Origin of the sequence: Streptomyces sp. NPDC048825, from assembly GCF_043198355.1 — a bacterium.
Classification (GTDB): Bacteria; Actinomycetota; Actinomycetes; order Streptomycetales; family Streptomycetaceae; genus Streptomyces; species Streptomyces xiangluensis.
This window is the reverse complement of record NZ_JBICUR010000008.1, coordinates 76,521-101,540: the sequence shown is the minus strand read 5'-3', so window position 1 is coordinate 101,540 and position 25,020 is coordinate 76,521. Positions and strand designations below refer to the sequence as shown.

Annotated in this window: 21 protein-coding genes; 13 read left to right on the top strand and 8 right to left on the bottom strand. The window is 69.6% G+C overall.

The window, feature by feature from the left end; all coding sequences use genetic code 11:
• Positions 1-16: 16 nt before the first annotated feature.
• From ACGFNK_RS20740 to ACGFNK_RS20730, 3 genes are all read right to left on the bottom strand, one after another.
• Positions 17-2,491, bottom strand: a complete 2,475-nt coding sequence (locus tag ACGFNK_RS20740; RefSeq protein ID WP_393417858.1) for a SpoIIE family protein phosphatase — start codon at positions 2,489-2,491, stop codon at positions 17-19.
• Between the two features lie 148 nt (positions 2,492-2,639).
• Complete coding sequence (locus ACGFNK_RS20735; RefSeq protein ID WP_393417856.1) at positions 2,640-3,203, bottom strand: MBL fold metallo-hydrolase; 564 nt, start codon at positions 3,201-3,203, stop codon at positions 2,640-2,642.
• 55 nt (positions 3,204-3,258) lie between these two features.
• Positions 3,259-3,873 (bottom strand): TetR/AcrR family transcriptional regulator C-terminal domain-containing protein, encoded by a 615-nt coding sequence (locus ACGFNK_RS20730; RefSeq protein WP_393417854.1) that lies wholly within the window; start codon positions 3,871-3,873, stop codon positions 3,259-3,261.
• A 181-nt stretch (positions 3,874-4,054) separates the two neighbouring features.
• Between ACGFNK_RS20730 and ACGFNK_RS20725 the strand changes: the two genes are divergently transcribed.
• Positions 4,055-5,710, top strand: a complete 1,656-nt coding sequence (locus ACGFNK_RS20725; RefSeq protein ID WP_393417852.1) for an amidohydrolase — start codon at positions 4,055-4,057, stop codon at positions 5,708-5,710.
• 80 nt (positions 5,711-5,790) lie between these two features.
• A complete protein-coding gene (locus ACGFNK_RS20720) occupies positions 5,791-7,278 on the top strand; it encodes an APC family permease (protein WP_393417850.1) in 1,488 nt (495 codons plus the stop codon).
• Between the two features lie 183 nt (positions 7,279-7,461).
• Here ACGFNK_RS20720 and wrbA read toward each other — a convergent pair whose 3' ends face one another.
• Together wrbA and ACGFNK_RS20710 are read right to left on the bottom strand one after the other, a co-directional pair.
• Positions 7,462-8,097, bottom strand: a complete 636-nt coding sequence (wrbA, locus tag ACGFNK_RS20715) for an NAD(P)H:quinone oxidoreductase (RefSeq protein ID WP_393417848.1) — start codon at positions 8,095-8,097, stop codon at positions 7,462-7,464.
• Between the two features lie 56 nt (positions 8,098-8,153).
• Positions 8,154-9,653: an aldehyde dehydrogenase family protein gene (locus ACGFNK_RS20710; RefSeq protein ID WP_393417846.1), complete on the bottom strand. Its 1,500-nt coding sequence runs from the start codon at positions 9,651-9,653 to the stop codon at positions 8,154-8,156.
• A gap of 210 nt (positions 9,654-9,863) precedes the next feature.
• Here ACGFNK_RS20710 and ACGFNK_RS20705 point away from each other — a divergent pair, with 210 nt between their 5' ends.
• Positions 9,864-10,571, top strand: a complete 708-nt coding sequence (locus tag ACGFNK_RS20705) for an IclR family transcriptional regulator (RefSeq protein WP_393417844.1) — start codon at positions 9,864-9,866, stop codon at positions 10,569-10,571.
• An 80-nt stretch (positions 10,572-10,651) separates the two neighbouring features.
• On the opposite strand, the gene ACGFNK_RS20700 is transcribed toward ACGFNK_RS20705, so the two are convergent.
• The 3 genes from ACGFNK_RS20700 to ACGFNK_RS20690 form a co-directional block, all read right to left on the bottom strand.
• On the bottom strand, positions 10,652-12,598 hold the full coding sequence (locus tag ACGFNK_RS20700) for a primary-amine oxidase (protein WP_393417842.1): 1,947 nt from the start codon (positions 12,596-12,598) through the stop codon (positions 10,652-10,654).
• A gap of 61 nt (positions 12,599-12,659) precedes the next feature.
• The gene (locus ACGFNK_RS20695; protein WP_393417840.1) at positions 12,660-14,129 is read right to left on the bottom strand and encodes an APC family permease; all 1,470 of its coding nucleotides are present in this window, start codon (positions 14,127-14,129) and stop codon (positions 12,660-12,662) included.
• 373 nt (positions 14,130-14,502) lie between these two features.
• Positions 14,503-15,282 (bottom strand): IclR family transcriptional regulator, encoded by a 780-nt coding sequence (locus tag ACGFNK_RS20690; RefSeq protein WP_393417838.1) that lies wholly within the window; start codon positions 15,280-15,282, stop codon positions 14,503-14,505.
• Between the two features lie 115 nt (positions 15,283-15,397).
• Here ACGFNK_RS20690 and ACGFNK_RS20685 point away from each other — a divergent pair, with 115 nt between their 5' ends.
• From ACGFNK_RS20685 to ACGFNK_RS20640, 10 genes are all read left to right on the top strand, one after another.
• Positions 15,398-16,987, top strand: a complete 1,590-nt coding sequence (locus ACGFNK_RS20685) for an acetolactate synthase large subunit (protein ID WP_393417837.1) — start codon at positions 15,398-15,400, stop codon at positions 16,985-16,987.
• An 11-nt stretch (positions 16,988-16,998) separates the two neighbouring features.
• On the top strand, positions 16,999-18,519 hold the full coding sequence (locus tag ACGFNK_RS20680; protein ID WP_393417835.1) for an aldehyde dehydrogenase family protein: 1,521 nt from the start codon (positions 16,999-17,001) through the stop codon (positions 18,517-18,519).
• Positions 18,520-18,595: 76 nt separating this feature from the next.
• On the top strand, positions 18,596-19,390 hold the full coding sequence (locus tag ACGFNK_RS20675; RefSeq protein WP_393417833.1) for an SDR family NAD(P)-dependent oxidoreductase: 795 nt from the start codon (positions 18,596-18,598) through the stop codon (positions 19,388-19,390).
• 63 nt (positions 19,391-19,453) lie between these two features.
• Positions 19,454-20,476: a WD40/YVTN/BNR-like repeat-containing protein gene (locus ACGFNK_RS20670; protein WP_393417831.1), complete on the top strand. Its 1,023-nt coding sequence runs from the start codon at positions 19,454-19,456 to the stop codon at positions 20,474-20,476.
• A gap of 2 nt (positions 20,477-20,478) precedes the next feature.
• On the top strand, positions 20,479-21,006 hold the full coding sequence (locus tag ACGFNK_RS20665; protein ID WP_386341517.1) for a VOC family protein: 528 nt from the start codon (positions 20,479-20,481) through the stop codon (positions 21,004-21,006).
• 86 nt (positions 21,007-21,092) lie between these two features.
• Positions 21,093-21,695, top strand: a complete 603-nt coding sequence (locus ACGFNK_RS20660) for an amino acid synthesis family protein (protein ID WP_386341515.1) — start codon at positions 21,093-21,095, stop codon at positions 21,693-21,695.
• Between the two features lies 1 nt (position 21,696).
• On the top strand, positions 21,697-22,569 hold the full coding sequence (locus ACGFNK_RS20655; protein WP_393417829.1) for an alpha/beta fold hydrolase: 873 nt from the start codon (positions 21,697-21,699) through the stop codon (positions 22,567-22,569).
• Positions 22,566-24,248: a bifunctional 3-(3-hydroxy-phenyl)propionate/3-hydroxycinnamic acid hydroxylase gene (locus tag ACGFNK_RS20650; protein ID WP_393417827.1), complete on the top strand. Its 1,683-nt coding sequence runs from the start codon at positions 22,566-22,568 to the stop codon at positions 24,246-24,248. The genes ACGFNK_RS20655 and ACGFNK_RS20650 overlap by 4 nt, the downstream gene beginning before the upstream one ends.
• Positions 24,245-24,583, top strand: a complete 339-nt coding sequence (locus ACGFNK_RS20645) for an NIPSNAP family protein (protein WP_393417825.1) — start codon at positions 24,245-24,247, stop codon at positions 24,581-24,583. The genes ACGFNK_RS20650 and ACGFNK_RS20645 overlap by 4 nt, the downstream gene beginning before the upstream one ends.
• Positions 24,580-25,014 (top strand): carboxymuconolactone decarboxylase family protein, encoded by a 435-nt coding sequence (locus ACGFNK_RS20640; protein WP_393417823.1) that lies wholly within the window; start codon positions 24,580-24,582, stop codon positions 25,012-25,014. The genes ACGFNK_RS20645 and ACGFNK_RS20640 overlap by 4 nt, the downstream gene beginning before the upstream one ends.
• The last annotated feature ends 6 nt before the right edge of the window (positions 25,015-25,020 follow it).

Here is a 25,020-nt window from a genome sequence, read left to right as displayed (position 1 = left end):
CCGCGGCGGGTGTGCGTCAGGCGCTCACACTGGGCCGGCTGTCGCGCTCGCGCGCACGCTCATCCGGCAGGGGCTGTTCTGCCCAGATCGTCTTGCCGACGGAGGTCTGACGACTGCCCCAGCGCTCGGCGACCTGGGCGACGAGCAGCAGTCCGCGTCCGCCCTCGTCGAAGATGCGGGCCCGCCGCAGGTGCGGGGCGGTGCTGCTGCCGTCGGAGACTTCGCAGATGAGTGCGTCGGCGCGGATGAGCCGCAGCTGGACGGGGTCGTGGCCGTACCGGATGGCGTTGGTGACCAGCTCGCTGACGATCAACTCGGTGGCGAACTCGAGCTCGGCCAGCCCCCAGGCGTCGAGCTGCTCACCCGCCACCTTGCGGGCCCCGGCGACGGCCGCGGGATCCATGGGCAGCTGCCAGGTGTGCACCTGGTCCGCGCCGAGCGTGGAGGTGCGGGCCAGGAGCAGGACGATGTCGTCGGCAGGGGGTTCGGGCAAAACCCTGCGCAGCACTTCGTCGCAGGTTTCCTCCAGTTCGGCTGCCGGGCGGCGCAGCGCTTCACACAGCAGGTCGAGTCCGACGTCGATGTCGCGGTCGGGGGTCTCGATCAGGCCGTTGGTGTAGAGGGCGAGCAGGCTGCCCTCGCCCATCTCGATCCGGGCGGCCTCGAAGGGCAGTCCGCCCAGGCCGAGCGGTGGCCCGGCGGGCAGGTCCAGTACTTGTACGGTGCCGTCGGAGCTCACCAGGACGGGCGGCGGGTGCCCTGCCCGTGCCAGGTCGCAGCGGCCGGTGACGGGGTCGTAGACGGCGTAGAGGCAGGTGGCCCCGACCTCTCCCACCGCCCCCTCCGCCTGCCCTCGCGTATCCGGGCCTTCCTCCCGGTCTAGGCGGATGACCAGGTCGTCCAGCCGGGTGAGCAGCTCGTCGGGGGTGAAATCGGCGTCGGCGAGGGTCCGTACCGCTGTGCGCAGGCGGCCCATCGTGGCCGAGGCGTGCACGCCGTGGCCCACGACGTCGCCGACCACCAGCGCGACCCGTCCCCCGGACAGGGCGATCACATCGAACCAGTCTCCGCCGATCTCGTCCCCCGAACCGGCGGGGAGGTATCGGTGGGCGAGGTCCACCGCCTCCGCTCCCGTCAGCCGCTCGGGCAGCAGACTGCGCTGCAGGGTGAGCGCGGTCCGGTGCTCGCGGGTGTAACGGCGGGCGTTGTCGATGCTCACCGCCGCCCTGGCGGCGATCTCCTCGGCGAGCGTCAGATCGTCCTGGACGAAGGGATCCGCAGTACGGTGCCGCACGAGGTGCATCACGCCCAGGGTGACGCCCCGCGCGCTCAGCGGCACCATCATCACCGAATGGGTCTTGAATCGGCTCATACTCTCGGCGCGGGCCGGGGAAGCCGTCGACCATGCGCGCAGCAGCGGATCGCCCGCACTGTAGTGGCTGCCCCGGCCGGTGATCAGCACCTGGGCCGGTGGCGAGCCGGGAGGCCAGACGTCGGTGTCGCCCACAGCGACCACGGATTCCGGGCACCCTGCGAACACCGACCGTTGCGCGGTACGGCGGCAGACGACCGGCGTGGCGGGCGGTATCGGTTGCGGCTCATGTCCCTGGACGACCGACTCCAGCAGATCGACGGTGGCGAAGTCGGCGAACCCCGTCACCGCCACCTCGGCCAGTTCCTCGGCTGTCCGGGTCACATCCAGAGTGCTGCCGATGCGCACGCCGGCGTCGTTCAGCACGGCGAGGCGACGCCGGGCCCAGTACTGCTCGGTGATGTCGATCACCAGCGCCGACAACCCCAGCACCGCGCCCGCCCGGTCCTTGAGCGGGGAGAGGAAGAGCGACCACGCGTGGTCGCGGACTTCACCCGAGGCCCGGAACGGCTGCTCCTCGCGGAAGATCATCTCGCCGGTGCGCACAACCTGGTGCTGGAGGCGGTCGATCTCGTCCAGGGGCGGGGTGGGATAGATCTCCCACAACGTCTGGCCCCTCATCTCCTCCGGTGTCAGCCCCATGGCCTGGCTCATCACCTGGTTGCAGGTGACAAAACGCGCCTCGCTGTCGTAGACGGCCACGGGCAACGGGAACTGCGCGAGCGTGAGGTCCCACAGCTCCGCCGTCCCCGCATCGGTCGGCCCGGAGGCGTACGTCACCGCCGCCGGGGTGACGATCCAGTGGGTGCCTCCGTCCGCGTCCACCAGCGGCGTGCCCCGGAGCTGCACGGTGACACGGTCTCCATCCCGGTTCCGCAGCGCCAGATCGCTCGTCCATGGCTCCCTGGCGGCCACGTGGTGCCGCATGGCATAGGGCAGCTCCGCGGCGAGCAGGTCGGCGGCCGGCCGCCCCGTCACTTCCTCCGGCTCGTACCCGAGCAGCCGCCCGGCTCCGGCGCTCCACACCATGACGGCTCCGCGGGCGTCGATGACGACCGCGAAGTCGTCGGGTGCGGCTACTCCCCTTGCTCCTATGGTCGTGTCGGGCTCATCGTCCATGGGGTATCCCGACCTCGTTCCTGCCGCGCCCCGGCACGGCGCTGCGTCACCCGTCACGGGTGCTGCCTCCAGCATCCCGCCGCGGGACACGGCGCTCAACCGGCCGCAGCAGGCCAGGCGGCCGACGAGCCTCGAGGACAAGCCGGGGCTAGAGGGGCGTCGACGCCGAAGGCACGAAGGGTGCCCCGTGTCCCGGCACGATCAGGGCCGGGCCGAGAGCCAGGACCTTCTCCCTGGCCGCGCGCAGTTGATCACGGTCGGGCGCGAAGGGGTCGTCGGCCGGCCCCTCGGCGGTCCACCACAGATGGGTCAGGACCACCAGGCCCTCGTCCGTCGTCACCAGGGTGCTGACGTCCTCGGCGGTGTGGCCGGGCGTGGTCATGAGAGTGATCGACGAGGAGAGCCGGTATCCGTCGGCGTTCCGGTCCTCCCAGACGTCGTCCTGGTAGATGGCCATGTGGTCGTGGAAGCGGGCTTCGGGAAACAGGGCGGCGTTCAGCGTGTGGTCCGGGTGGTGGTGGCTGAAGATCACGTCGGTGACGTCCTCGGGGGCGAGCCCGTGGGGCGCCAGCGGGTCCAGGATGAGCCGGCGGTCCGCGACCATGCCGGGGTCGACTATCGCGACGGTCGCGCCGTCGACGACCAGGGTGACGGTGCCGGCGACCCGCGTGTCGGCGTAGCCGGTGGTCAGGACGTGGAACGAGGCGGTCATGACGGGGCTCCTCTGGTGAGGCCTTGAGTGGCGGGTGTGGGGCCGTGCGAGCCGGTCACCGGGGAAGGAGCGCCCGGAAGCCGGTGATCAGGGCGCGGAGACCGACGTCGAAGGCGAGTTCGGCGCGGCGGTGGTCGGTGGGGGTGTCGTCGAGTACGGCGGTGAGGTGCGGGGCGGTTTCGCGGGTCACGTCGGAGACCATCACCGGCGGGGCCACGAGGTCGAGAGCGGAGCCGAGGATGAAGCTCTCCATGGCGGTGATCAGAGGCATGACCTGGCTCGCGGTGAAGCCGGCGGTCAGCAGGAGTTCGGCGACCTTCTCGTACATCACGTGCATGAAGGGTTCGGCGAGCGGGGCGGTGGCGAGCAGGGGCACCGCCCCGGGGTGCGCGGCGAAGGCCTTGCGGTAGGAGCGGGCCCATTCCTCCAGGGCCTGCTCCCAGGGCTGTGACGAGTTCCAGTCGTCGGGGCTGGTCTCCAGGGCCAGCTCTTCCCGCATGAGCGAGATGATCTCGCCCCGGCCGGACACATGGTGGTAGAGCGCGGACGGGGCGACGCCGAGCTCCCTGGCCAGGGCGGGAATGGTGAGGACGCCCTGCTCGTCGGCGAGTCTCAGCGCTGCCGCACCGATGCGTCGGCGGTCCAGCAGAGGGGTGCGCGGCCTTGGCACTAGGGCTCCTCTTCGTATGTCTCCCCGTGCGGCAGGCGGCACGGTCGCCTGCACGACGTCACCGGAACTTTACCGAATGACTTTCAGTAAAACTCTTCCCGGCTGTTCGAGGGACCCCTACATTACCGAAAACCGAATGGCTTTCAGTTAAGTCGTCGTACGACGGGAGGGCGTCACCGCCATGCATGCCGACATCGTGTTCACCGGAGGGACCGTCAGGACCGGGGCCGCCGAAAGCCCGGTGCTCGACGCACTCGCCGTCACGGGCGGCAGGATCAGTGCGCTCGGGCCGGAGGCGCTCGCCGCCCGGGGCAGGGACACCACCGTCGTCGATCTAGGAGGAGGCGCGCTGCTGCCCGCGTTCGGCGACGGACACGCGCACCCGGTGATGGGCGGTCTGGGCCTGCTCGGAGCACCCGTGCGCGAGTGCACCTCCATGGAGGGGATCGTCGAGGCCGTACGGCACTGGGCCGACGGGCACCCCGAGGCCGAGTGGATCACCGGCGACGGCTTCGACGCCTGGCTCGCCCCTGACGGTCGCTTCGACGCCCGCTGGCTGGACGCGGCCGTCCCCGACCGGCCCGTGGTACTGCGCACGATGGATCACCACACGGCGTGGGTGAACACCGAGGCGCTGCGCCGGGCCGGGTTCACCGCCGCCACGCCCGACCCGGACGGCGGGGAGATAGTGCGCCGGGAAGGCTCCACCGAACCGCTGGGCACGCTTCGGGAGTTCGGTGCCGTGCTGCCCGTACTTGACCTCGTACCCCAGCCGTCCCACGAAGCGCAGGTGGATGCGCTGCGCGAGACCGCCGCCCGATTCGCCGCCTCCGGCGTGACCTGGGTGCAGGACGCCTGGGTGGAACCGCACCATGCCGATGTCTGGATCACAGCGGCGACCAGCGGTTCAGGGCTTCCCGTCCGTGCCGACCTCGGCTTCTTCGTGGGGCCTGAGCACTGGGGCGAACGGATCGCCGGGCTCGCTGCCGAGCGTGAACGTGTGGAGGGTGCCGCCCCCGGGCTGCTCACCGCGCACACCGTGAAGTTCTTCGCCGACGGGGTCATCGAATCCGGCACGGCCGCCCTCCTCAAGCCGTACAGCGACTGCCCCCACTCCCACGGCATCGCCAACTGGACACCGGCGGAGCTGGCGAAGGCCGTGACCGCGGTCGACGCCCTCGGCTTCCAGCCGCACATCCACGCGCTCGGCGACGGCGGCGTCCGGGTCGCCCTCGACGCGATCGAGGCCGCGGTGCGCACCAACGGCACCCGTGACCGCCGCCCGGTCATCGCCCACGCCCAGCTGATCGACCGCGCCGACCTCCCCCGCTTCGCCGAACTCGGGGTGATCGCCAATCTCCAGCCGCTGTGGGCCCAGCCCGACAGGCTGATGACCGAGCTCATCCTGCCGAAGATCGGCCCGGAACGCGGCGCGCGGCAGTACCAGATCGCCGCCCTGCTCGCCTCCGGCGCCCGCATCTCCTTCGGCAGCGACTGGCCGGTCACCGATCACGAACCACTGCGGGGCATCGCCACCGCCGTGACCCGCCAGACGCCCGAGGGAATCCCCGACGGCGGCTGGCTCCCCCAGGAGCGGATCGACACCGCGACCGCCCTGGCCGCCTACTCCGCCGGATGCGCCTACCAGGCGTTCGAGGAGAAGAAGTGGGGCGTCCTGCGCCCCGGTATGTGGGCCGACCTGGTGCATCTCGCCGCCGACCCGGTCGAGATCGCTCCGCGCGACCTGGCAGGCCTGCCCGTCCTGGGCACGTGGCTCGCCGGACGGCGCACCTACGGCTCCTACGTCCCCTCCCCCGTTCCTGCCGAAGGACGGTAGCCGAAAGGCGCCGTCACGGCAGGACCGCGCACCAGGTCAGTAACCCACCCGTCGACCTCACGCATCACGCGGAGACCTCCATGACCGAGCCCAACACCTCCACCGCTCCCCAACAGCCTCCAACGGCCCCCGGGTCGGAGCCGACCCGCCAACTACAGCGGGCCGCGCTCGGCGTCACCGACATCGTGTTCTTCGTCGTGGCGGCCGCCGCTCCCCTCACCGTGATGGCCGGTATCGCCCCGCTCGCCATCCTCTTCGGCGGCATCGGCGCCCCGGTCGCCTATCTGGCGGTCGGCGTCGTGCTGTGCCTGTTCGCGGTCGGTTTCACCGCCATGACGCCTCACATCCGCAACGCGGGCGCCTTCTACTCGTACATCGCCCGGGGCCTGGGCCGCCCTGCCGGACTGGGAGCGGCGCTGCTGGCGCTGTTCTCCTACAACGCCCTGCAGATCGGCACCTACGGCGCCTTCGGCTTCTTCGCCGCCGGCACCGCGAACGACCTTCTGGGTGTCGACCTGCCCTGGCCGGTCTACGCCTTCGCCGCGATCGCCGTGGTGTGGTTCCTCGGCTTCCGGTCGATCCACGTGGGCGCCAAGGTCCTCGGCGCCCTGCTGATCGCGGAGACCGCCATCCTGGTGCTGCTGGCCGGCGCGATCCTCGTCAAGGGCGGTGCGGACGGCCTGAGCCTGGCCTCCTTCGCCCCCTCCAACGTCTTCACCTCGCAGATGAGCGCACCGCTGGGACTCGCCATCGCCGCCTTCATCGGCTTCGAGGCCACCGTCCTCTACCGCGAGGAGGCCCGCGATCCCGACCGCACCGTGCCCCGCGCCACCTACCTGGCCGTCGGCTTCCTCGGCCTCTTCTACACGTTCATCGTCTGGGTCATCGTCCAGGCCTTCGGCGACGATAAAGCCGTCGGGACAGCGGCAAAGAACCCCGCCGAGATGTTCTTCACCGCCATGACCCGTTACGTGGGCGACTGGGCCACCGACCTCCAGCGCGTCCTGATCGTCAGCAGCCTCCTGGCCTCCCTGCTGGCCTTCCACAACGCCATCACCCGCTACGGCTACGCACTTTCCGTCGAGGGCGCCGCCCCCGCCCGCCTGGGCCGCATCCACCCCCGGCACGGCTCGCCCTGGATATCCGGCATCGCGCAGACCGTGCTGGCGGCCGTCGTCACCGCCGTCTTCGCCGCGATCGGCGCGCACCCGTACAACGAGTTCCTGCTGTGGGTGAACACCCCCGGAGTGGTCGGCATCCTCGCGCTGCAGACACTCGCTGCCTGCGCCGTGGTCGTCTTCTTCCGCCGCAACCCCGGTGCCGGCGGGGCCGGACGCCTGCGCACGGTCGCCGCACCCGCGACCGCCGCACTCCTCCTGGCCGCGATCACAGGGCTGGTCTGCACCCGCCTCAATCTCTTCACCGGCGCCCCGCCCGCCGTCAACTGGACGCTCGCCGCGCTCACTCCGGTCGTCTTCGCCATCGGCGCGGTCCTCGCGATGCGGATCCGCCGTAAGCGGCCGGAGGTCTACGCGAAGCTCGCCACCACCGACGTCGACTCCGTGTGACCGACGGGCAGGCCCCGTCGCGGGACGGCAGATCACCGCGACGGGGCCGCAGCCGCACGCCGACGTCTCGCCGCCGCGCCGGCGAGGAGTCGACGTTCCAACTCACGGGGCGCAGTGCCTCATCGGTTCACGTCGGGCGCCCTGCGGGACCGGTGTGACGGTCACCGCGTCCTGACTGCCCGCTCAGCCCTGCGCGGCGGACGCCTGCGCCCTGTCCGCCGCGAGCAGCGTCGCGAACCGCGCCAACCGGGCTCCCTGGAAACGGGCGCAATCCAGCGTGACCTCGTCCGGGGCGTTCGAGGGGAATCCTGCGGGCCACGATGTCCCATAGGGGTTCCCACCGGCGGCGTAGACGATGTCGTCCGTGTAGCCGAGAGAGACGATGACCGCGCCCCAGTGGTAGAAGACGTTGTTCAGCGACAGGATCGTCGACTCCTGGCCGCCGTGCTGCTCGGCCGAGGAGACGAAGGTCGTCACCGGCTTGTCCGACAGCTTCCCCGCCTGCCAGAGGCTTCCCGCGGTGTCGATGAACTGCTTCAGCTGGGCCGCCGGCGCGCCGTAACGCGTCGGTGTGCCGAAGGCGTATCCGTCGGCCCACTCCAGGTCGGCGAGTTCGACCACCTCGACGGTCGATTCCGTCTCCTGCCGATGCGCGGCCCAGTCCGGATTCGCGGCTATCGCCTCGGCGGGAGCGAGTTCGGCTACCCTGCGGAGCCGTACCTCGGCGCCCGCGGATTCAGCTCCTTCGGTCACTGCCTTCGCCAGCTGATGCACGGACCCCGTCGCGCTGTAGTAGACGACCAACACGTGTGCTGACACGGAAAACCCCTTCCGAGGGATGATGCTCGATCACGAAGTGGGCGCCTGGCGCCGGTTCACTTGTCAGGTGTGTACGAGAGGACGGCGGTGACCGTCTTCTCCTCGGTGTTCGCTTCGATACCGGCCCAGCCGAGTTCCCGCCCCTGACCGCTGAGCTTGGAACCGCCCCACGGCAGGCGGGGGTCGAGGGGCGCCCAGCCGTTGATCGCGACAGCCCCGGCCTTCACGCGGCGAGCGACCACATGCGCCCTGCTGACGTCGGACGTCCACAAGGTGGCGGCCAGCGCGTAATCGCTGTCGTTGGCGATCCCGATCGCATCGGATTCCGAGTCGAAGGGGATGACCGCACCCACGGGCCCGAAGATCTCCCGCCGGGCGATCATCATGGTGTTGTCGACTTCGGCGAACAATGTCGGTTCGACGAAGAAGCCCTTGCCGTCCGGTAGGCCGCCCCCGGTGATCAGGCGGGCGCCGTCGTCGATTCCGGCCGCGACGTACTGGGAAACGCGCTCCAGCTGCCGTGCGTTGATCAACGCGCCCATCGTGGTGTCGTCGTCGAACGGGTCGCCGACCTTGATGTCGCGGGCACGCGCCACCAGACGTTCGACGAACTCGTCGTACACGGAACGCGCGACCAGGATGCGGCTGCCCGCGGCACACACCTCGCCCTGATTGGCGAAGATTCCGACCGCCACTCCCTGCGAGGCTTCGTCCAGATCGGCGTCCCCGAAGACGATCTGGGGGCTCTTGCCGCCGAGTTCCAGGGTCGTGCGCCGAAATCCCTTCGCGGCCGCCACGGCCACCTTGTATCCCGTCTCGGGGCTTCCGGTGAACGAGATCTTGTCCACCCCCGGGTGATCGATGAGCGCCTGGCCCGTCACGGCTCCGAGCCCCGGAAGCACACTGAACGCCCCGGCCGGAAACCCGGCTTCCTCGATCAGCGACGCGAGGAGAAGAGAGGTGAGGGGCGCGTCCTCCGGAGGCTTCAGGACGACGGCGCACCCCGCGGCGAGCGCGGGCGCGATCTTCCACGATCCGATCATGGTCGGCGAGTTCCAGGGCGTGATGGCCGCGACGACTCCGACCGGCTCGCGCACGGTGTAACTGTGCGTGGGCCGGCCCATGTAGGGGGACGTCGGGACGGAGCGGCCCTCCAGCTTGTCGGCCCAGCCGGCGAAGTACCGGAAGGCCCCGATCGCCTGGGGCAGGTCGATGGCCCGCGGCTCGAAGCCGGGCTTGCCGATGTCCAGCGACTCCAGCGTCGCGAACTCCTCACTCCGGGCCTCGACGAGATCGGCCAGACGGTGCAGCAGGAGCGCCCTGGCGCTTCCGTCCGTTCTCCCCCACTCACCTTCATCCAGAGCGGACCGGGCGTGGGATACGGCCTCGTGTACTTCCCGGGCCCCGGCGGCGGCCACGGTGGTGAGCCTTCGTTCGGTCACCGGGTCGATCACGTCGAAGGTGTCGATGCTCTGACCGCTGCCCCATCGCCCGGCGAAGTAGGGCTCCGTCGGAACCGTGCTGACCAGCTGTTCGGCTTCTGTGCGTGCTAGCATGAGTACGATTACCGTTCTATTTGGACGATATTCGAAACCATAGGGATGAGGGCGACCCCCGGTCAAGGGGTCGGAACCATGCGGGGATCGCGCGCCGCATCCCGTGTCAGGGGAGCGCCGGGGGACGAGAGTTCGTCCCGCGGGCAGGGGGCCGTTCGGGCGGCCGTGACATGATGTCCGGCACAAAAGGGCAGGAGGCGAGAGAAGATCGTGGCGGCGACCGGCGGGGAAACGTCCCTGACTCTTGACCGCGGGCTGACGGTGTTGTCATTGCTCGCACGAAACGCCGACGGTCTCACGGCGGCGGAGCTCGCCGAGCAGCTGAGCATCGCCCGGGCGGCCGTCTACCGTCTTCTGCGCACCCTGGAGGCACACAGCCTCGTCGCCCGTATCGGCACGCGATACATCCTCGGGTTCGGCGTGGCCGAATTGGCCGGGCAACTCAAACCACGGCTGCAGGCCACCGTCCTGCCGATTCTGCGACGGCTCAGCGAACAGACCAACAGCACGGCGCTGCTGAGCGTCGCCGACGACGACCAGGCCCTGATCCTGCTGACGGCGGAGCCGCCGAACTCCACCATGCACCTCGCCATGCGGGAAGGCGCCCGGCACGCTCTGACCATCGGCGCGGACGGCATCGCCATCCTCGCCGGCAGGCCGGAGAGCGACGAGGACACCGACGACGTCCGCGAGGCCCGTCGTCGCGGCTACGCCGTCAGCGTGGGCTCGATCCAGGAAGGTGCGATCGGCATCGCGGCCCCCATTCGGGTCTCGGACTGGTCGACCGCGAGCCTCGGAGTGGTGCAACTCGGCCTCAAGCTCGTCGACGACCAGGTTCCCCATCTGGTGACGGAGGCCGCCGGGACGGCCGCGACCCAGTTGGTCGGCGCGGCCGCCCCGGAAGTGGTCAGGCGATAGCGCCCCACGCCGGTGCGTCGCCCCGGCGGGACAGCCGGAAACCCGCACGCGTCCGGTGTACGGGTGCGGGCCCGGCAAGGTCACTCGCCGTGCCGGTCACCCGGCTGCGGTGCGGGGTGACAGCTCTTCGCGCCATGCCCGGCCGGGGGCGGCACGTCCAACGAGGGGTTGCGGTCGAAGAACCCGACCGGCTTCAACGCGAATCCGACGTACTCGCACGGCATGATGGGCCAGTCCTCCGGCCGTGGCAGATGCGAGGTGCCGAAGGTGTGCCAGAGCACCACGTCCGTGTCGGCCAGGTCGCGCTCCTGCTCGATCCACTTGCCGATCCCGTCCCCGGGGTGCTGGTTCGGGTAGTCGCCGGCCGCATGCACTTCGTCCGGGCTGTACCGGGTCACCCACAGATGCGCCCGCGCGAACTCGGCGCGTCGTGCCAGATCGCTTTCGGGAGCGGCGAGCAGCGTCGGGCCGACGAAGGGGACCAGTTTGTACGCGACGGGCTCGTCGAAGCGGTTGCGCACACCGGGATTGGTGATCTTCCAGGTGCGAGCGGTGAGCGGATCGCACATCCTGCGGCCGTCACGTTCGTTGGTGATCTCCGTGCGGCGGGCGACGATCGCGTTTCCGTACGGGTTGTCCGGTCCCATCGGGAGACCCACCGCGTCGATCTCCACGACCGTGTTGCGCGGCCCGTCCACTTCCATGTCGAGTCGCATGTTGAACAGGTGTTGGTGGTTCGGCGCGTCCAACTGGGGCGCCACGAGCGTTCCGTAGGCGGGTTTCTCGCCGTGAGCCACGGCCCGCGTCTGGACGATTCCGGTCAGCTTGGCTTCGAACTGGATCGTCCCGTCGAGGTAGAAGTACCAGAAGAAGCCGTACTCGTAGTTGCCGATCGTGTGGATCGACGACACGACGAGACGCCGGGAACGCCTGACCTCCGCCTGCTCGACATACCGGAAGTCCCAGTGCTTCCAGAGGATTCCGTAGTCCTCCTCATGCAGACAGATGGCGTTGGCGATGGTGTGCGGGGTGCCCGACTCGTCGGAGAGCACGGCGTCGAGGTACCGGATCTCCCCGAGGCAGTCGCATCCGAGACTGAGCGACCCCACGGTCTTCCCCAGGCTGTATTCGCCCGCGTCGAAGACGTTCCGGAAGTAGAAGTCGTCGCTGGTGTCGCCGTAGGGCACCACCATCTCGCTGATGCCGGCCCGGTGCACGATCGGGCGCCGACGTCCCCCGTCCTGGTAGGAGACATCGCTGATGACCAGGCCCTCCACCACGTCGATGTGGGCGTGCAGCCGCCATCGCTGCCACTCGATGACATTGCCGGACACCGTGAAGGAGGGTCCTTCGGGCTGCGTGATCTCGATCGGGCGGAGGTCGTCGCGCAGCGGTCCCACGCTGCCCGCGTCGTAGTTCCCGCTCTCCGGCGGGAGCGGCAGCGGATCCCCCTCCGAGATGGCCGCCACCGAGCGGGTGTCGCAGTCGATGACGAAGACGAGGTTCCCTACGGGTCTGGCGTAGCCGTTGTCCGCGGTGAAGTGCCGGACGTACGCGGTCGCGCGGATCACGCGTCGTCGCGCGTCCACACCCTCGATCGGCAGCGTGCCCGTCGACCAGGGGTCGAACTGCACCTGCGAGAGATCGTCGACACCGTGCCGTGCCAGGGCCTCCACCGAGGCCGGGTCGTTCTTGACGATCTCGTCGAGCGCCATCAACTCGTCGATCATGATCGGCGGTTGCATGCCGGGAAGATGCTCCCAGGAGACCATGCTGTCGTCGGTGAGTTCGACCCGCGCCTCGAACATGGCACTGGCCTCGGGGTCGTAGACGACGAGGAACGCCACGCGGGGGATCGGGCGCGAGGGATCGAACTCCCGCACCAGCTCTTTGTCCGGCAGGTCCAGACGTATCAGCGGGAACTTGATCGCCTTTCGCTGCGCCTGACCGGCACGCACCACGCCGACGGCCTGCTCCATCTCCTTGGCGCTCAGCGGATCGTACGGGTGTGCCGTGGTGGTGGTCACTGCCTTTCCTCCTGATGGCATGGGCGATGAAGGGTGAGGTGAGTGGTGGTCCGGGTTGTCGTCAAAGTGGGGTCACTGCACTGGTGCCTTCCGCCGCCTGGTCCGTCACGGGTTCTCCCTGGCGGGAGGACCGGCCGAGCGCGAAGAAGGACCAGACCGCGCCCAGTGCCACCCACACGAGCAGAGCCCAGGGAACGGTGTCGAGAGGGCTGGCCGCCTGGTAGAACGAACCGAACACCGCACCGGCCGCCACTGCTACACCGGCGCTTCCCGCGATGAGCAGTTTGGTTCGGCTGACATGGTTCCAGAGGCCCTTCACCCCCGCGGCACCGACGACGAGATACATGATCGCCATGCCTGTTCCGCCAAAGCCGGCCATCCAGCCGAACGCCGACGCCCATTGCGGCTGACCGGTCCCCTGGCCGAACATCCGGTCGCCCCCCACGCGCACACCGACGATGGCTACACACGAAACAGCGCCCATCAGTACGGCGCCCCATACAGGAGTACGGAACCGGTGGTGCAGAACCGCCAGCTTCGAGGGCAGCCGACCACTGCGGGCCATCGAGAGCATGCCTCGAGTCGATGCGACGCCGACTCCGATTGCCACCGCGAGAATGTCGAGAATGATCAGGACCGCCAGGAAGTTTCCGAACGCGGCAGACCCGAACTCCCCACCGTACGAGAGCGTTTCCAGCGGGAAGACACTGTTCTTCCACGCCTCCGCGTCGAGGCCGAACCCCATGACCTGCGCGTAGGCAACCACCACGTAATAGACCCCGACGATGCCCAGCGACAGCATGACCGCCCGCGGCACATGGCGCTTGGGGTCCGAGGTCTCCTCAGCGAGATTGGCCGCCGACTCGAACCCGATGAACATGTTGATGCCGTACAGCACACCGAAGAGAAGATTCAGACTCCCCACGGCGAAGGGATTGAAGGGTTCGACGGACCAGCTTTCGCCGTTCTGGCCGCCGCGGAAGATGATGACCAGCGAGAAAGCAAGGACGACGACCATGGCGCTCAGGGCGAGGATGAGTTGCGCCCGGATCGAGACGTTGACGCCCACCACGAGAATCGTGAAGGCGACAGCGGCGTATCCCAGGGACAGCGGCCACCACGGCACGTCCACGGACATGGCGCTCTTGAGCCATGCCTGTGTGAGTCCGCCGAGGACGAGGAATGTCGCGGCTCCCAGAACCATCATGGCTCCGTAGTAGAGCCATCCGGTGATCACACCGATGCGCGGTCCGGCGGTGTCACTCACATACTCGTAGAGAGAGCCGCACAGATGGATGCGCTTCGCGTACTGGGCGATGATCCATCCCACGCCGCACATGCCGATGCCCGCGATGATGATCGCGACCGGCGTGGCGACGCCGGCACCGCGTCCCGTGGCCGACAGACCGACGATCAGGGGCAGTAGGGCCGCGACCGAGAAGACCGGTCCCATGAAGCCGAGTGATTGAGTGAGGACGCCGATCAGGGACAGGCGGCCTTGGGCCAGGGTGGTGCGATCAGGGCTTGTCATCCCGATCAGCCTCCAGTTTCGCCGCTGTGCGCTATTCGTACATGGTGTACGTTTGTTGAGAGCACATCGTGTTGTGGCTCGTGGCAGGTGTCAAGGCCCGGCGGACACAAATGCGACCGCCCCCACCGAAGTCCTTCGGTGGGGGCGGTGGTTGACCGGGGAGAAATTCGAGATGGGCTGCTCGGTAGCGCCCCTAAGGGGCGCGGGGCTGTATCAATGTGCGGCTCCGCCGCGATGGGGGTCCCCCCGCTCATGGGGGTCCCCCCGCTCGAGCGAAGCCGAGAGTGGGGGAGAAGCCGAGAGTGGGGGAGCGACCAGCCACGACGGCGCCGCAGACGAAAGACGGCACAGCGCGCCACTATCGGCGGAGCGCTCAGCGCGGGCCCAGCAGGAACGCTCGGGCCGCTCGCGCGGCGGAGACCACTTCTGGTGTGGCCTCGTCGACGCGGTCCTGCCGGTGCGAGACGAACATGACGCAGGCGTCCAGTACGTCTCCGTCGCGGGCCAGCGGAGCGGCGACCGCGTGGGCTCCGGGCTCCACCGCGCCATGAGTGGTGACCCATCCCCGGCGGCGCGCCTCACGCACGGCGTCCGAGTCGTCGGCGGCGGGCGCCCGCCCGGCCCGGATCGCGCACGGGGCGGCCCCGCGGTCCAACGGCTGGCGAGACCCCTTGCGGTAGGCGAGGTGGTAGTCGGCGTCCTGGGGAACCGCCGTGGCCACGGCGACGACACAGTCCGGTTCCGGGAAGAACAGGATCGCCGTACCGCCGTACCGGTCCGCGAGCTGTTGCAGCAGCGGCTGGACGAACTCGGCGAGGGTCGGCCGCGAAGCACCCGCGAGCGTGTGCAGTTCTCCCCCGGGTACGTACGCGCCGTCCGCGCTCTTCGCCAGGAATCCCTCCGCGGCCAGTGTGCCCGCGAGGCGGTGCACGACGGTCCGGTGCAGCCCCGTCCGGGCGGCGATCTCGGCGACCGTCAGGCCACGGGGCTGGTGAGCGACGGCCCGCAGGACGGCCAGACCTCGGACGAGCGTCTGCGACGGCGGCTGACTGGGGCGCTTCGCCTTCTCCTCGCGTCCGTCACCGGCGCCGCCCCCCGTGTCGTTCGCGGCCTCTGCCCGCACGCCGCCTACCACCTTCCGAGTTCCGCTCACGCGTTCAGCGTATGGCACGGGTCTGTTGGCCCCGGGGGTTGACGCCGGAGTCGTCCCATGCTGATGCTGTGCACTATACGCACGGACGGTGCGCATAGTGCACGGAGGAACTTCCATGACCCACGCCACCACCGTCTGGCAGGCGAACAGGTCCGGCGACCTGACCGGGGCCGAGGCCCTGATCGAGACCTCGCTCGCCGCCGGAGTGGACGTCTGCTTCGCCAACCCGGGGACCACGGAGATGCCCCTGGTCGCCGCGTTGGACTCGGTTCCCGGCACCCGCGCGGTGCTCGGGCTCTTCGAGGGTGTCTGCACCGGAGCGGCCGACGGCTACGCCCGCATCGCCGGCCGGCCGGCGATGACGCTGCTGCACCTGGGCCCCGGTTTCGCCAACGGCATCGCGAACCTGCACAACGCACGGCGGGCCCACTCGCCGGTCTTCAACGTCATCGGAGATCACGCCAGTTGGCATCTCGTACATGACGCTCCCCTGACCTCGGACATCGTCTCGCTCGCGAGCCCCGTCTCCGGCTGGGTCGGCACCGCGGCCTCCGGCGCGGGCCTCGCCCAGCTCACCGCCCGCGCCATCGCGGCCGCCACCGCCCCGCCCGGCTGCGGGGCCACGCTCATCGCCCCCGCCGACTTCCAACAAGAGGTGCTCACGGCTCCCGTGGACGTGGAGTTGCCCGACACCCGGCTCAGGCGGGACGTGGCGGCGGAGGTCATCGACCCGATCGCCGAGCGGCTGCGCGCCGGGGAGCGCGCCGTCCTCCTGCTGGGCGGTGCGGCACTCGACGAGCGCGGTCAACGGGCGGCTGCCCGGATCGCCGCCGCCACCGGGGCGGTGCTGTACAGCGAGACCTTCCCGGCCGCCGCCGAGCGCGGTGGCGGCCTTCCGGACCTCGACCGGCTCCCCTATTTCCCGGAGAAGGCCGTCGAAGCCCTGGCCAAGGCTCAACTGGTCGTGCTGGCGGGCGCGTTGGAACCGGTGTCGTACTTCGGGTACGAAGGGATTCCCAGCCTGCTGGCTCCGCCGGGCACCGTGGAGGTGCTGAGCACTCCGGAAGAGGACGGCGCACTCGCTCTGGAAGTCCTCGCGGACACGCTCGGGGCTGCCGAGCCTGCAGCACAGCCCCGACCGGACGGTGAAGGGCTCCCGGACGGAGCGCTGACGCCGCAGTCGGTCGGCCGGATCGTCTCGGCGATGCTGCCCGAACACGCCATCGTCTCGGTCGAGGGCGGCACCTGCGGCTACCCCTTCTTCACCGCGTCGTCGCGCGCCGCCCGCCACACCGCACTGACCAACACCGGCGGAGCCATCGGCCAGGGCCTGCCCGCCGCCGTCGGCGCCGCGATCGCCGCACCCGGCCGCAAGGTCGTCGCCCTGCAGTCCGACGGAAGCGCGCAGTACACCATCCAGTCGCTGTGGACGATGGCCCGCGAGCAGTTGCCCGTCGTGACGCTCATCGCCTCCAACCGCGCCTACAACGTGCTGCGCACAGAGCTCGGCCGGCATGGACAGAGCCGGCCGGGCCCGGGCGCGACGGCGCTCACCAGCCTGGACGACCCGGCCTTCGACTGGCCCGCGCTGGCCCGCGGCTACGGCGTGCCCGGCACACGGGTGGAGACGGGCGAGGCGCTTCGGCGCGAACTCGGCCGCGCGCTCGCAGCCGACGGTCCTCAGCTCATCGAGATGGCCCTGTGAGAGGAGCCACCATGCACAGCGCAGCAGCCCCGGTCACCGGCGCGGCGGAAGCGGTCACTCGCTTCCTGGCCGAACCGCGGACCATGTTCATCGGGGGCCACTGGGTCGGGGCCCTGAGCGGCCGCTCGTATCCGAGCATCGACCCCGCCACCAGTACCGTGCTCACCACCGTTCCCGACGGCGACGCCGCCGACATCGACCGCGCCGTCCAAGCGGCGCGCCGCGCCTTCGACGACCCCGGCTGGCGTCGGATGAGCCCCATGGAGCGGGGCGCGCTGCTGAACCATGTCGCCGACGTCATCGAGGCGCACGCCGAGGAACTGGCCCTGCTGGAGTCACGCGACAACGGCAAGCCGGTCTCGGTGGCGCGGGCCGTGGACGTGGGCACCAGTGTGAAGCTCTTCCGCTACTTCGCGGGCTGGCCGAGCAAGCTGGAAGGCAGCACGATCCCCGTCTCGCCGCGTGGCGGACTGCGGGTGCTGAACTACACCACGCGGCAGCCGGTGGGCGTGGCCGGTCTGATCGTGCCGTGGAACTTCCCCGTGTCGATGGCCTGTTGGAAGCTCGCGCCCGCGCTGGCCACCGGCTGCACGGTCGTCCTCAAGCCAGCCGAGGAGACCCCGCTGTCCACGCTGCGGCTCGCCGAGCTGCTCCAGGAGGCAGGGGTGCCGGACGGTGTCGTCAACGTCGTCACCGGGCGCGGTGCCACGGCGGGCGCCGCCCTCGCCGCGCACGACGGAGTCGACAAGATCGCTTTCACCGGGTCCACCGAGACGGGCCGCGCCATCGTCCGTGCCGCCGCCGGGAACCTGAAGAAGGTCTCCCTCGAACTCGGCGGCAAGTCCCCGAACATCGTGCTTCCCGACGCCGATCCGCAGGCCGTCGCCGAGGCCGCCGCCCAGGCCGTCTTCTTCAACCAGGGCCAGGTCTGCACGGCCGGCTCGCGGCTGTACGTGCACCGCAAGATCTTCGACGAGGTGCTGGACGCCGTCGCGGAGCGCGCCCGCAACATCGTCGTGGGGCCCGGCAGCGACCCGGCCACCGAGATGGGGCCGCTGGTCTCCGCCAGACACCACGAGAGAGTCGCCGGGTTCATCGCCGCCGGCCGGGAGCAGGGCGCCCGACTGGCCGCCGGTGGCGGGCGGCCCGACCTCGACACGCCGTACGACGGCGGCTACTTCGTCGAACCCACCGTGTTCGTGGCGCCCGACGACAGCCTGAGCATCGTCCAGGAAGAGATCTTCGGTCCCGTGCTGGCGGCGATGCGATGGGACGACGTGGACGACCTGGTCGAGCGGGCCAACGACTCCCCCTTCGGACTCTCGGCCGGCATCTGGACCTCCGACCTGGGCCACGCCCACCGCATCGCCGACGAACTGCAGGCGGGCACGGTGTGGATCAACTGCTACAACCTCACGGATCCCGCGTCGCCCTTCGGAGGGTTCAAGCAGTCCGGCTGGGGCCGGGAGATGGGCCGGACCGTGCTCGACCACTACACCGAGGTCAAGAGCGTCTGGGTCAACCTCAGCTGACATCCGAAGGCCCTTGTCGCCGAAACACCTTGTCACTGAAGCCCCTTATTGCCAATCGCCTCTGTGGGAGACACGCATGGACCTGGAACTGGGCGGCAGGACCGCCATCGTCACCGGCGGCAGTCTGGGCATCGGCCGAGCCACCGCCCGTGAACTGGCCGCCGAGGGTGCGACCGTCGTCATCACCGCCCGTCGGCTGCCCCTGCTGGAACGCACCGCCAAGGAACTCGAGGCCGAGACCGGCGGCCGGGTCATCCCTCTCACCTCGGACACCAACGACACCGAGTCCGTACGCGCCATGGTGCGGCGCGTGGCCGACGACCTTGGGCGGATCGACATCCTCGTCAACGGCGCGGCCGCCCCTTCCGGGCTGGTGCGCAACTCGGTCGAGGAAGCCGACCCCGAACTGCTGCTGGCCGACATCAACACCAAGGTCGTCGGCTACTTCCGCTGCGCGCAGGCCGTCACCCCGCGCATGAAGGCGGGCGGCTACGGCCGCATCATCAACATCGGCGGACTGACCGGCCGTTCCAGCCACGCTCTCTCCGGCATGCGCAACCTCGCGATCGTCCACCTGACGAAGGCCCTTTCCGACCAGCTCGGCCCGTCCGGCATCACCGTCAACACCCTGCATCCCGGCGTGGTGGAGACCGAGCACATCCACGAGCTGTACGAGAAGGAGGCCGCCAAGCGCGGCATCACCGCGGCCGACGTCGAGGCGGACTTCGTCGCCCGTACACCGATCCGCCGAATTCTGGAGGCGGTCGAGATCGCCCAGACCGTGTGCTTCCTCGCCTCACCCAGGGCCGCCGCGATCACCGGCGAGTCACTGGGCATCGACGGCGGTCTCACGCGCGGCATCTTCCTCTAGCCCACGGCCACCAGCCCCTCACCCCACCCGTTCGTTCCGCAGTTCCGAAGGGAAACCCACGACATGGAAGGCACCATCCTGGTCGCCACCGCGGGCCAGGGCGTCCTGCGCTCCTCCGACGACGGCGCCACCTGGTCCCGTCTCGGACTCGGGCAGGCCCTGGAGTTCGACGCCGTCGTCCGCTGCCTGGCCGTACACCCCGAACAGCCCGACGTCGTCTTCGCAGGCGCCGACGCGGGACTCGTGCGCAGCGCCGACGCCGGCGTCACCTGGCGCCGCGTCGACTCGCCCATGGACGACCGGACCATCTGGTCGCTGGCGATCGACCCCACACATCCGGACACGATGCTCGTCGGAACCGGCGCTCCCTCCCGGGCCGCCATGTTCCGCACCACGGACGGCGGGGCGACCTGGGAACAACTCCCCCCTGAAATCCCGGAATTCTGCGCGGGCGTCAACCGTCCCAGGATCCTGACCTGCGTCGTCGACCGCTACGACCCCAAGAACATGTGGTTCGGCATCGAGGAAGGCGGCCTGTGGCGCAGCGGCGACCGGGGCGACACCTGGGAGCGGATCGACGGCACACCCGCCACCCTGCCCCAAGGCGTCACCAACTCCGACATCCACTGTGTGCTCGTCCTGGAGGGCCCGCCGAAGACGATCGTCGTCGCCGTCGTCAACGCGCTCTTCGTCAGCCAGGACGACGGTGAGACCTGGACCCGTACCGACTCCCGCAAGACGTTCGGCATCTACTACACCCGGCTGGTCCGGCAGCTCCCCGGCACCAACGACCTGCTCCTCGGCATCGGCGACGGCACCCCCGGCACCACCACCAAGATCCTGCGCTCCGAAGATCTGGGGCGCACCTGGCAGGACACCGCCCTGGACACGCCCGCCAACTCGACCGTCTGGGCCTTCGGAACCCACCCCGCCGACCCGGAACTGGTCTTCGCGGGAACGAAGTACGGCCATCTCCTGCGCTCCACCGACGCCGGTCGCACCTGGCGCAAGGAGTGGCGCGAGTTCAGCGAGATCACCGACGTGACCTGGACCCCGGCAATAGCCCCCACCACGGAAGGACACTGAAGATGGAGCCCGACGAGCGCGTGCTCGGCCCGCATGAGGAGCCCACGCCGATCTCCGCCGATCCGCAGGACATCGTGAAGCCGCGGGTGCGCCGGACCCATCTGTCGCTGTTCGTCCGCGACCCGGAGGCCTCGGCCAAGTGGTACGAGGACGTCCTCGGCATGGAGGTCACCGCACGCGGCCCGCAGTGGGTGTTCCTGTCCTTCGGGAAGAAGCACCATGACATCGCCCTCATCCGCGCCGAGGAAGGAGCCGCCACCGGAGGCCTCGGCCTGCAGCACTACGGGCTGGAGGTGGAGGGCGACCTCGACGAGTGGCGGCGGCTGTACGGGATGCTGCTGGCCAAGGACGTGCCCGTGGTCAAGACCACCGATCACAAGATCGGCTTCGGTCTCTACTTCACGGATCCGGACGGCAACCGTTTCGAGTTCTTCCACGAGACGGTCACCGACGACGAGGAGGGCAAGCGCATCCTCGGTCTTTACGGCGCCCCGAGCGACCCGATGGAGATCGAACCGCTGCGCGGTTAGTCCTGCCACCTCTGACCCGCCCCGCCTCTTCACCGGAGTCCGCCATGCCCGCATCCCGTCCCCATCCGTACCCCGAGGAAACACCCGTGCCCCAGCCCAACTTCGCCGGCTACCACATCCGCAAGTGGTTCACCCAGACCGAGGACACCCTCGCCAACGAGACAGGCGCCCTCGCGGACGGCGAGCCCGTGAGCAAGATCGTCATTGCGGCGGCGATCCACAATCCCTACGCCGGACGGTTCAGCCAGGACCTCGGCGACATCGTCGCCGATTCGCCCAAGCTGGGTGAGGAGTTCGGCCGGCGCATCCAGGAGGCGGCCGGCGGCCGTGCCGTCCAGAGCTACGGGAAGGCGTGCCTGGTCGGCACGGCAGGCGAGTACGAACACGGCAACGCCTTCCTCACAGCGGTCTTCGCGGACCCGGTGCGCGAGGCGGTCGGCGGCGGGAAAGCGTGGGTGCCCTCGACCGGAAAGCGGGGCGGGCCCGGTACCGTCCTCGACGTTCCGCTGGCCCACAAGGACGCTCTCTACGTCCGTTCGCACTACGACACCGTCACGGTGAGCTTCTCCGACACCCCGAACCCGGACGAGGTCGTGGTCGTGTTCGCGTTCGCCACGCGTGGCCGGCTGCACGCCCGGCTGGGCGGCATCAGCGCCGACGAGGTGCAGGGCCAGGACGGGCTGCACTGAGATGGCCGCCGACACCACCGCAGTGGGGCAGGACCGCTTCATCACGCTGGGCGGCCTGCGCACGCACTATGTCGAGTGGGGCGACGAGGACCGGCCCGCGATCGTCATGCTGCACGGCCTGCGCAGCTACGCCCGGACGTTCGAGCCGCTGGCCGCGCGGCTCGGCGACCGCTACCGCGTCCTGGCCCCGGACGCTCGTGGGCGAGGTGACAGCGACTGGGATCCGCAAGGCGAGTACTACACGGAGTCCTACGTCGCCGATCTGGAGCAGTTCGCCGACCGCCTCTGCCTGGACCGGTTCGTGCTGCTGGGCCATTCCATGGGCGGCACCACCACGTACGTCTACACGGCGCGTCACCCCGAACGGGTCTGCGCGGCGGTCGTCGAGGACATCGGACCCGGCTCGTCGCTGTCCGGCGAGGGAGCCGAGCGCATCAAACGCGAAGTGGCGAACACCCCCCGCGACTTCCCCAGCCGGGAGGCGGCCCGCGCGTACTGGCGCGGCATCCGTCCGCACATCTCCGAAGACGCCCTCGAATCCAGGGTGCGGCACACCCTCGCTCCGGACGACGAGGGACGGTGGCGCTGGAAGCTCGACCTGGCGGGCATCGCGGCAGCCCGCCTCGACCCGGATCCGGCCCGGCAGGTGGACCTGTGGCCGTACGTCGAGGCCCTGCGGTGCCCGACCCTGATCGTCCGGGGCGGGGAGTCGGACTTCCTCCCCGCCACCACCATGGCCGCGATGGCGCAACGCAACCCGCGCATCCACACGGTGGAGATCCCCGGGGCAGGCCACTACGTGCACGACGACGCCCCGGATCTCTTCCATCACCACCTCACAAGATTCCTCAGGAGTTCGGAGGTTCTCCGATGACCGAACCCGTCGAACACCGCACCCAGGTCGCCGTCGTCGGCGCCGGACCCGTCGGAGCGACGGTCGCGAACTACCTCGGCCTCTACGGTGTGCGCACCCTGCTGATCGACCGCAGTGAGGAAATCGTCGACTACCCGCGCGCGGCCGGCATGGACGACGAATGCCTGCGCAGCTTCCAGGGCATCGGGCTCGCCGACGAGATGCTGGCCGACATGATCCAGAACGTTCCGCTGAGGATGTTCGCCGCGAACGGCTTCTGTCTCGCCGACATCCGGCCGGAAACCAAGGAGTACGGCTGGCCCCGGCGCAACATCTTCATGCAGCAACTCGCCGAGCGCACGCTGCGCGTCGGCCTCCAACGCTATCCCCACGTCCGGCCTCTGCTGGGGCACGAACTCATACGTGTGGAGCAGGACGGCACCGAAGCACGGCTCCACGTCACAGACCCCCAGGGCGAACGCGTACTCGTCCACGCCGAGTACGTGGTCGCCGCCGACGGCGGCCGCAGCACCGTACGCGAGCAACTCGGCATCCCGTTGAGCGGCGACACCCACCCGCGCAAGTGGGTGGTGATCGAGTGCGACAACGATCCGCTCGACGCCCCGTACACGGGACTGCACGGCGACCCGAAGCGCCCGTACGTCTGCCTGGACCTGCCCTACAACTACCGCCGCTGGGAGTTCATGTTGTTCCCCGGCGAGGACGCCGAGGCCATGCTCCGGCCCGAGAAGGTACGCGAACTCCTCAGCGGGCACGTGCCCGATCCCACGGCGCTCAACATCATCCGAGCCCGCGTCTACACGCACCATTCGCGGGTCGCTGACCGCTTCGTGGACGGCCGGATCTGCCTCGTGGGCGACGCCGCCCACCTCATGCCCCCATGGGCAGGGCAGGGCATGAACACCGGCATACGGGACGCGACCAATGTCGCCTGGAAGCTGGCGGCGGTCGTCACCGGCCGCGCCCATCCGAGGATTCTCGCCACATACGACACCGAGCGGCGCGAGCACGCCAAGACGATGGTGAAACTGTCGGACGCCCTCGGCCGGTTCCTTTCACCGACGAGTGCCACCGTGGCCCGCGCGCGCGACACCCTGTTGCGCGGACTCACGGTGGCACCGTCAGTGCGCGACTGGGTCATACAGATGCGGTTCAAGCCCCTGCCCCGGTACAGCGAGGGCATCATGCTGCACCGCCACGGGACCGTGCGGAAGAGTTCACCGGCGGGCCGGATGATCATCCAGCCCAGGGTCGAGACCGCCGAAGGGCGGGTGCTGCCGCTCGACGAGACACTCGGCGAGTGGTTCGCCCTCATCGGCTACGGCACTGATCCGCTCGTACATCTGGATGCCGACTCCCGTGCCTTCTGGGACCGTATCGGCACTCGCTACATCACCGTCGTCGAATCCCGCTCCGGTCGGTCCCGTACCGAGCGGCGCACGTCGATGACCGACTCGGTGACGGTGGAGGACGTCGACGGCACGCTGCGGGACTGGTTCGCCCAGCATCAGGGCAGCGTCGCCGTCGTCCGGCCCGATCGGTATCTCGCGGCCCTGACCGATCCCCGCGACCTGGCGACGGTGAGCGACGCCTTCGAACGACTTCTCGCGCCTTCGCGGTCCGCGGAGTTCAAGGATGCCTGGCGCTCGGTTCCCGTTGCGGAGGGAGAGGCGTCGTGATCATCGAGCAACGTGACTACGTTCTCAAGCCGGGTGCGGCGGCCCATTACGTCCGGCTGTGGGAAGAGTACGGCCGCGAGCCTCAGGTACGGATCCTCGGCAACCTGCTCGGCTGCTGCACCACCGAGGTCGGTGAACTCAACACGGTGGTCTATTTCTGGGGTTTCGAGGGTCTGGAAGACCGTGCCAAGAGGCGTGCCGAACTGGCGGGCGACGACGACTTCACGGCCTTCCGAGGGCGCGTGCGCGAGCTGCTCGTGCGCCAGACCAACCGCCTCCTCGTCCCCGCCACACCTCACATCCGTACCGCCCTGCACGAAGGAGGCCGAGGATGACCGCCGACACGGTCCCCCCGCAGACCGCGGAGGAGTACATCGACGCCATGGCCCGCGACCGCGGGTACGTCCTCGACTATCACAAGGTCATGGCGCAGCACGACTTCGATGTCCTCCAGGCGACGAACGGCCTGGTCGAGGCGGCCTATCTGAGGCCCCGTGCCCTGGATCGCCGCACCAAGGAGCTGTTGTTCATCCTCAGCCTCACCGTGATGAGGGCCGGCAAAGGACACATCCAGAGCCATATCCGGGTGGCCCTCGACCTCGGGGTCACGCCGCAGGAGATCCTGGAGGCGATCGAGATCGCCCTCCCGGAGGCGGGCATCGTCGCGTTCCAGGCAGGCCTGGAGGCCTGGCGGGAGACGGTCGGTGCCACCGGAATCGAGCCGAGGGCCGCCGTTCACGAGGGCGGTTCCGGCACGACACAGTGAGCGGCA

Coding starts and splice junctions, on each gene's coding strand:
- ACGFNK_RS20675 (WP_393417833.1), top strand. CDS start 18,596: ATGGACCTGGAACTGGGCGGCAGGACCGCCATCGTCACCGGCGGCAGT.
- ACGFNK_RS20735 (WP_393417856.1), bottom strand. CDS start 3,203: ATGACCGCCTCGTTCCACGTCCTGACCACCGGCTACGCCGACACGCGG.
- ACGFNK_RS20725 (WP_393417852.1), top strand. CDS start 4,055: ATGCATGCCGACATCGTGTTCACCGGAGGGACCGTCAGGACCGGGGCC.
- ACGFNK_RS20695 (WP_393417840.1), bottom strand. CDS start 14,129: ATGACAAGCCCTGATCGCACCACCCTGGCCCAAGGCCGCCTGTCCCTG.
- ACGFNK_RS20685 (WP_393417837.1), top strand. CDS start 15,398: ATGACCCACGCCACCACCGTCTGGCAGGCGAACAGGTCCGGCGACCTG.
- ACGFNK_RS20650 (WP_393417827.1), top strand. CDS start 22,566: ATGACCGAACCCGTCGAACACCGCACCCAGGTCGCCGTCGTCGGCGCC.
- ACGFNK_RS20680 (WP_393417835.1), top strand. CDS start 16,999: ATGCACAGCGCAGCAGCCCCGGTCACCGGCGCGGCGGAAGCGGTCACT.
- ACGFNK_RS20640 (WP_393417823.1), top strand. CDS start 24,580: ATGACCGCCGACACGGTCCCCCCGCAGACCGCGGAGGAGTACATCGAC.
- ACGFNK_RS20670 (WP_393417831.1), top strand. CDS start 19,454: ATGGAAGGCACCATCCTGGTCGCCACCGCGGGCCAGGGCGTCCTGCGC.
- ACGFNK_RS20655 (WP_393417829.1), top strand. CDS start 21,697: ATGGCCGCCGACACCACCGCAGTGGGGCAGGACCGCTTCATCACGCTG.
- ACGFNK_RS20710 (WP_393417846.1), bottom strand. CDS start 9,653: ATGCTAGCACGCACAGAAGCCGAACAGCTGGTCAGCACGGTTCCGACG.
- ACGFNK_RS20665 (WP_386341517.1), top strand. CDS start 20,479: ATGGAGCCCGACGAGCGCGTGCTCGGCCCGCATGAGGAGCCCACGCCG.
- ACGFNK_RS20720 (WP_393417850.1), top strand. CDS start 5,791: ATGACCGAGCCCAACACCTCCACCGCTCCCCAACAGCCTCCAACGGCC.
- ACGFNK_RS20740 (WP_393417858.1), bottom strand. CDS start 2,491: ATGGACGATGAGCCCGACACGACCATAGGAGCAAGGGGAGTAGCCGCA.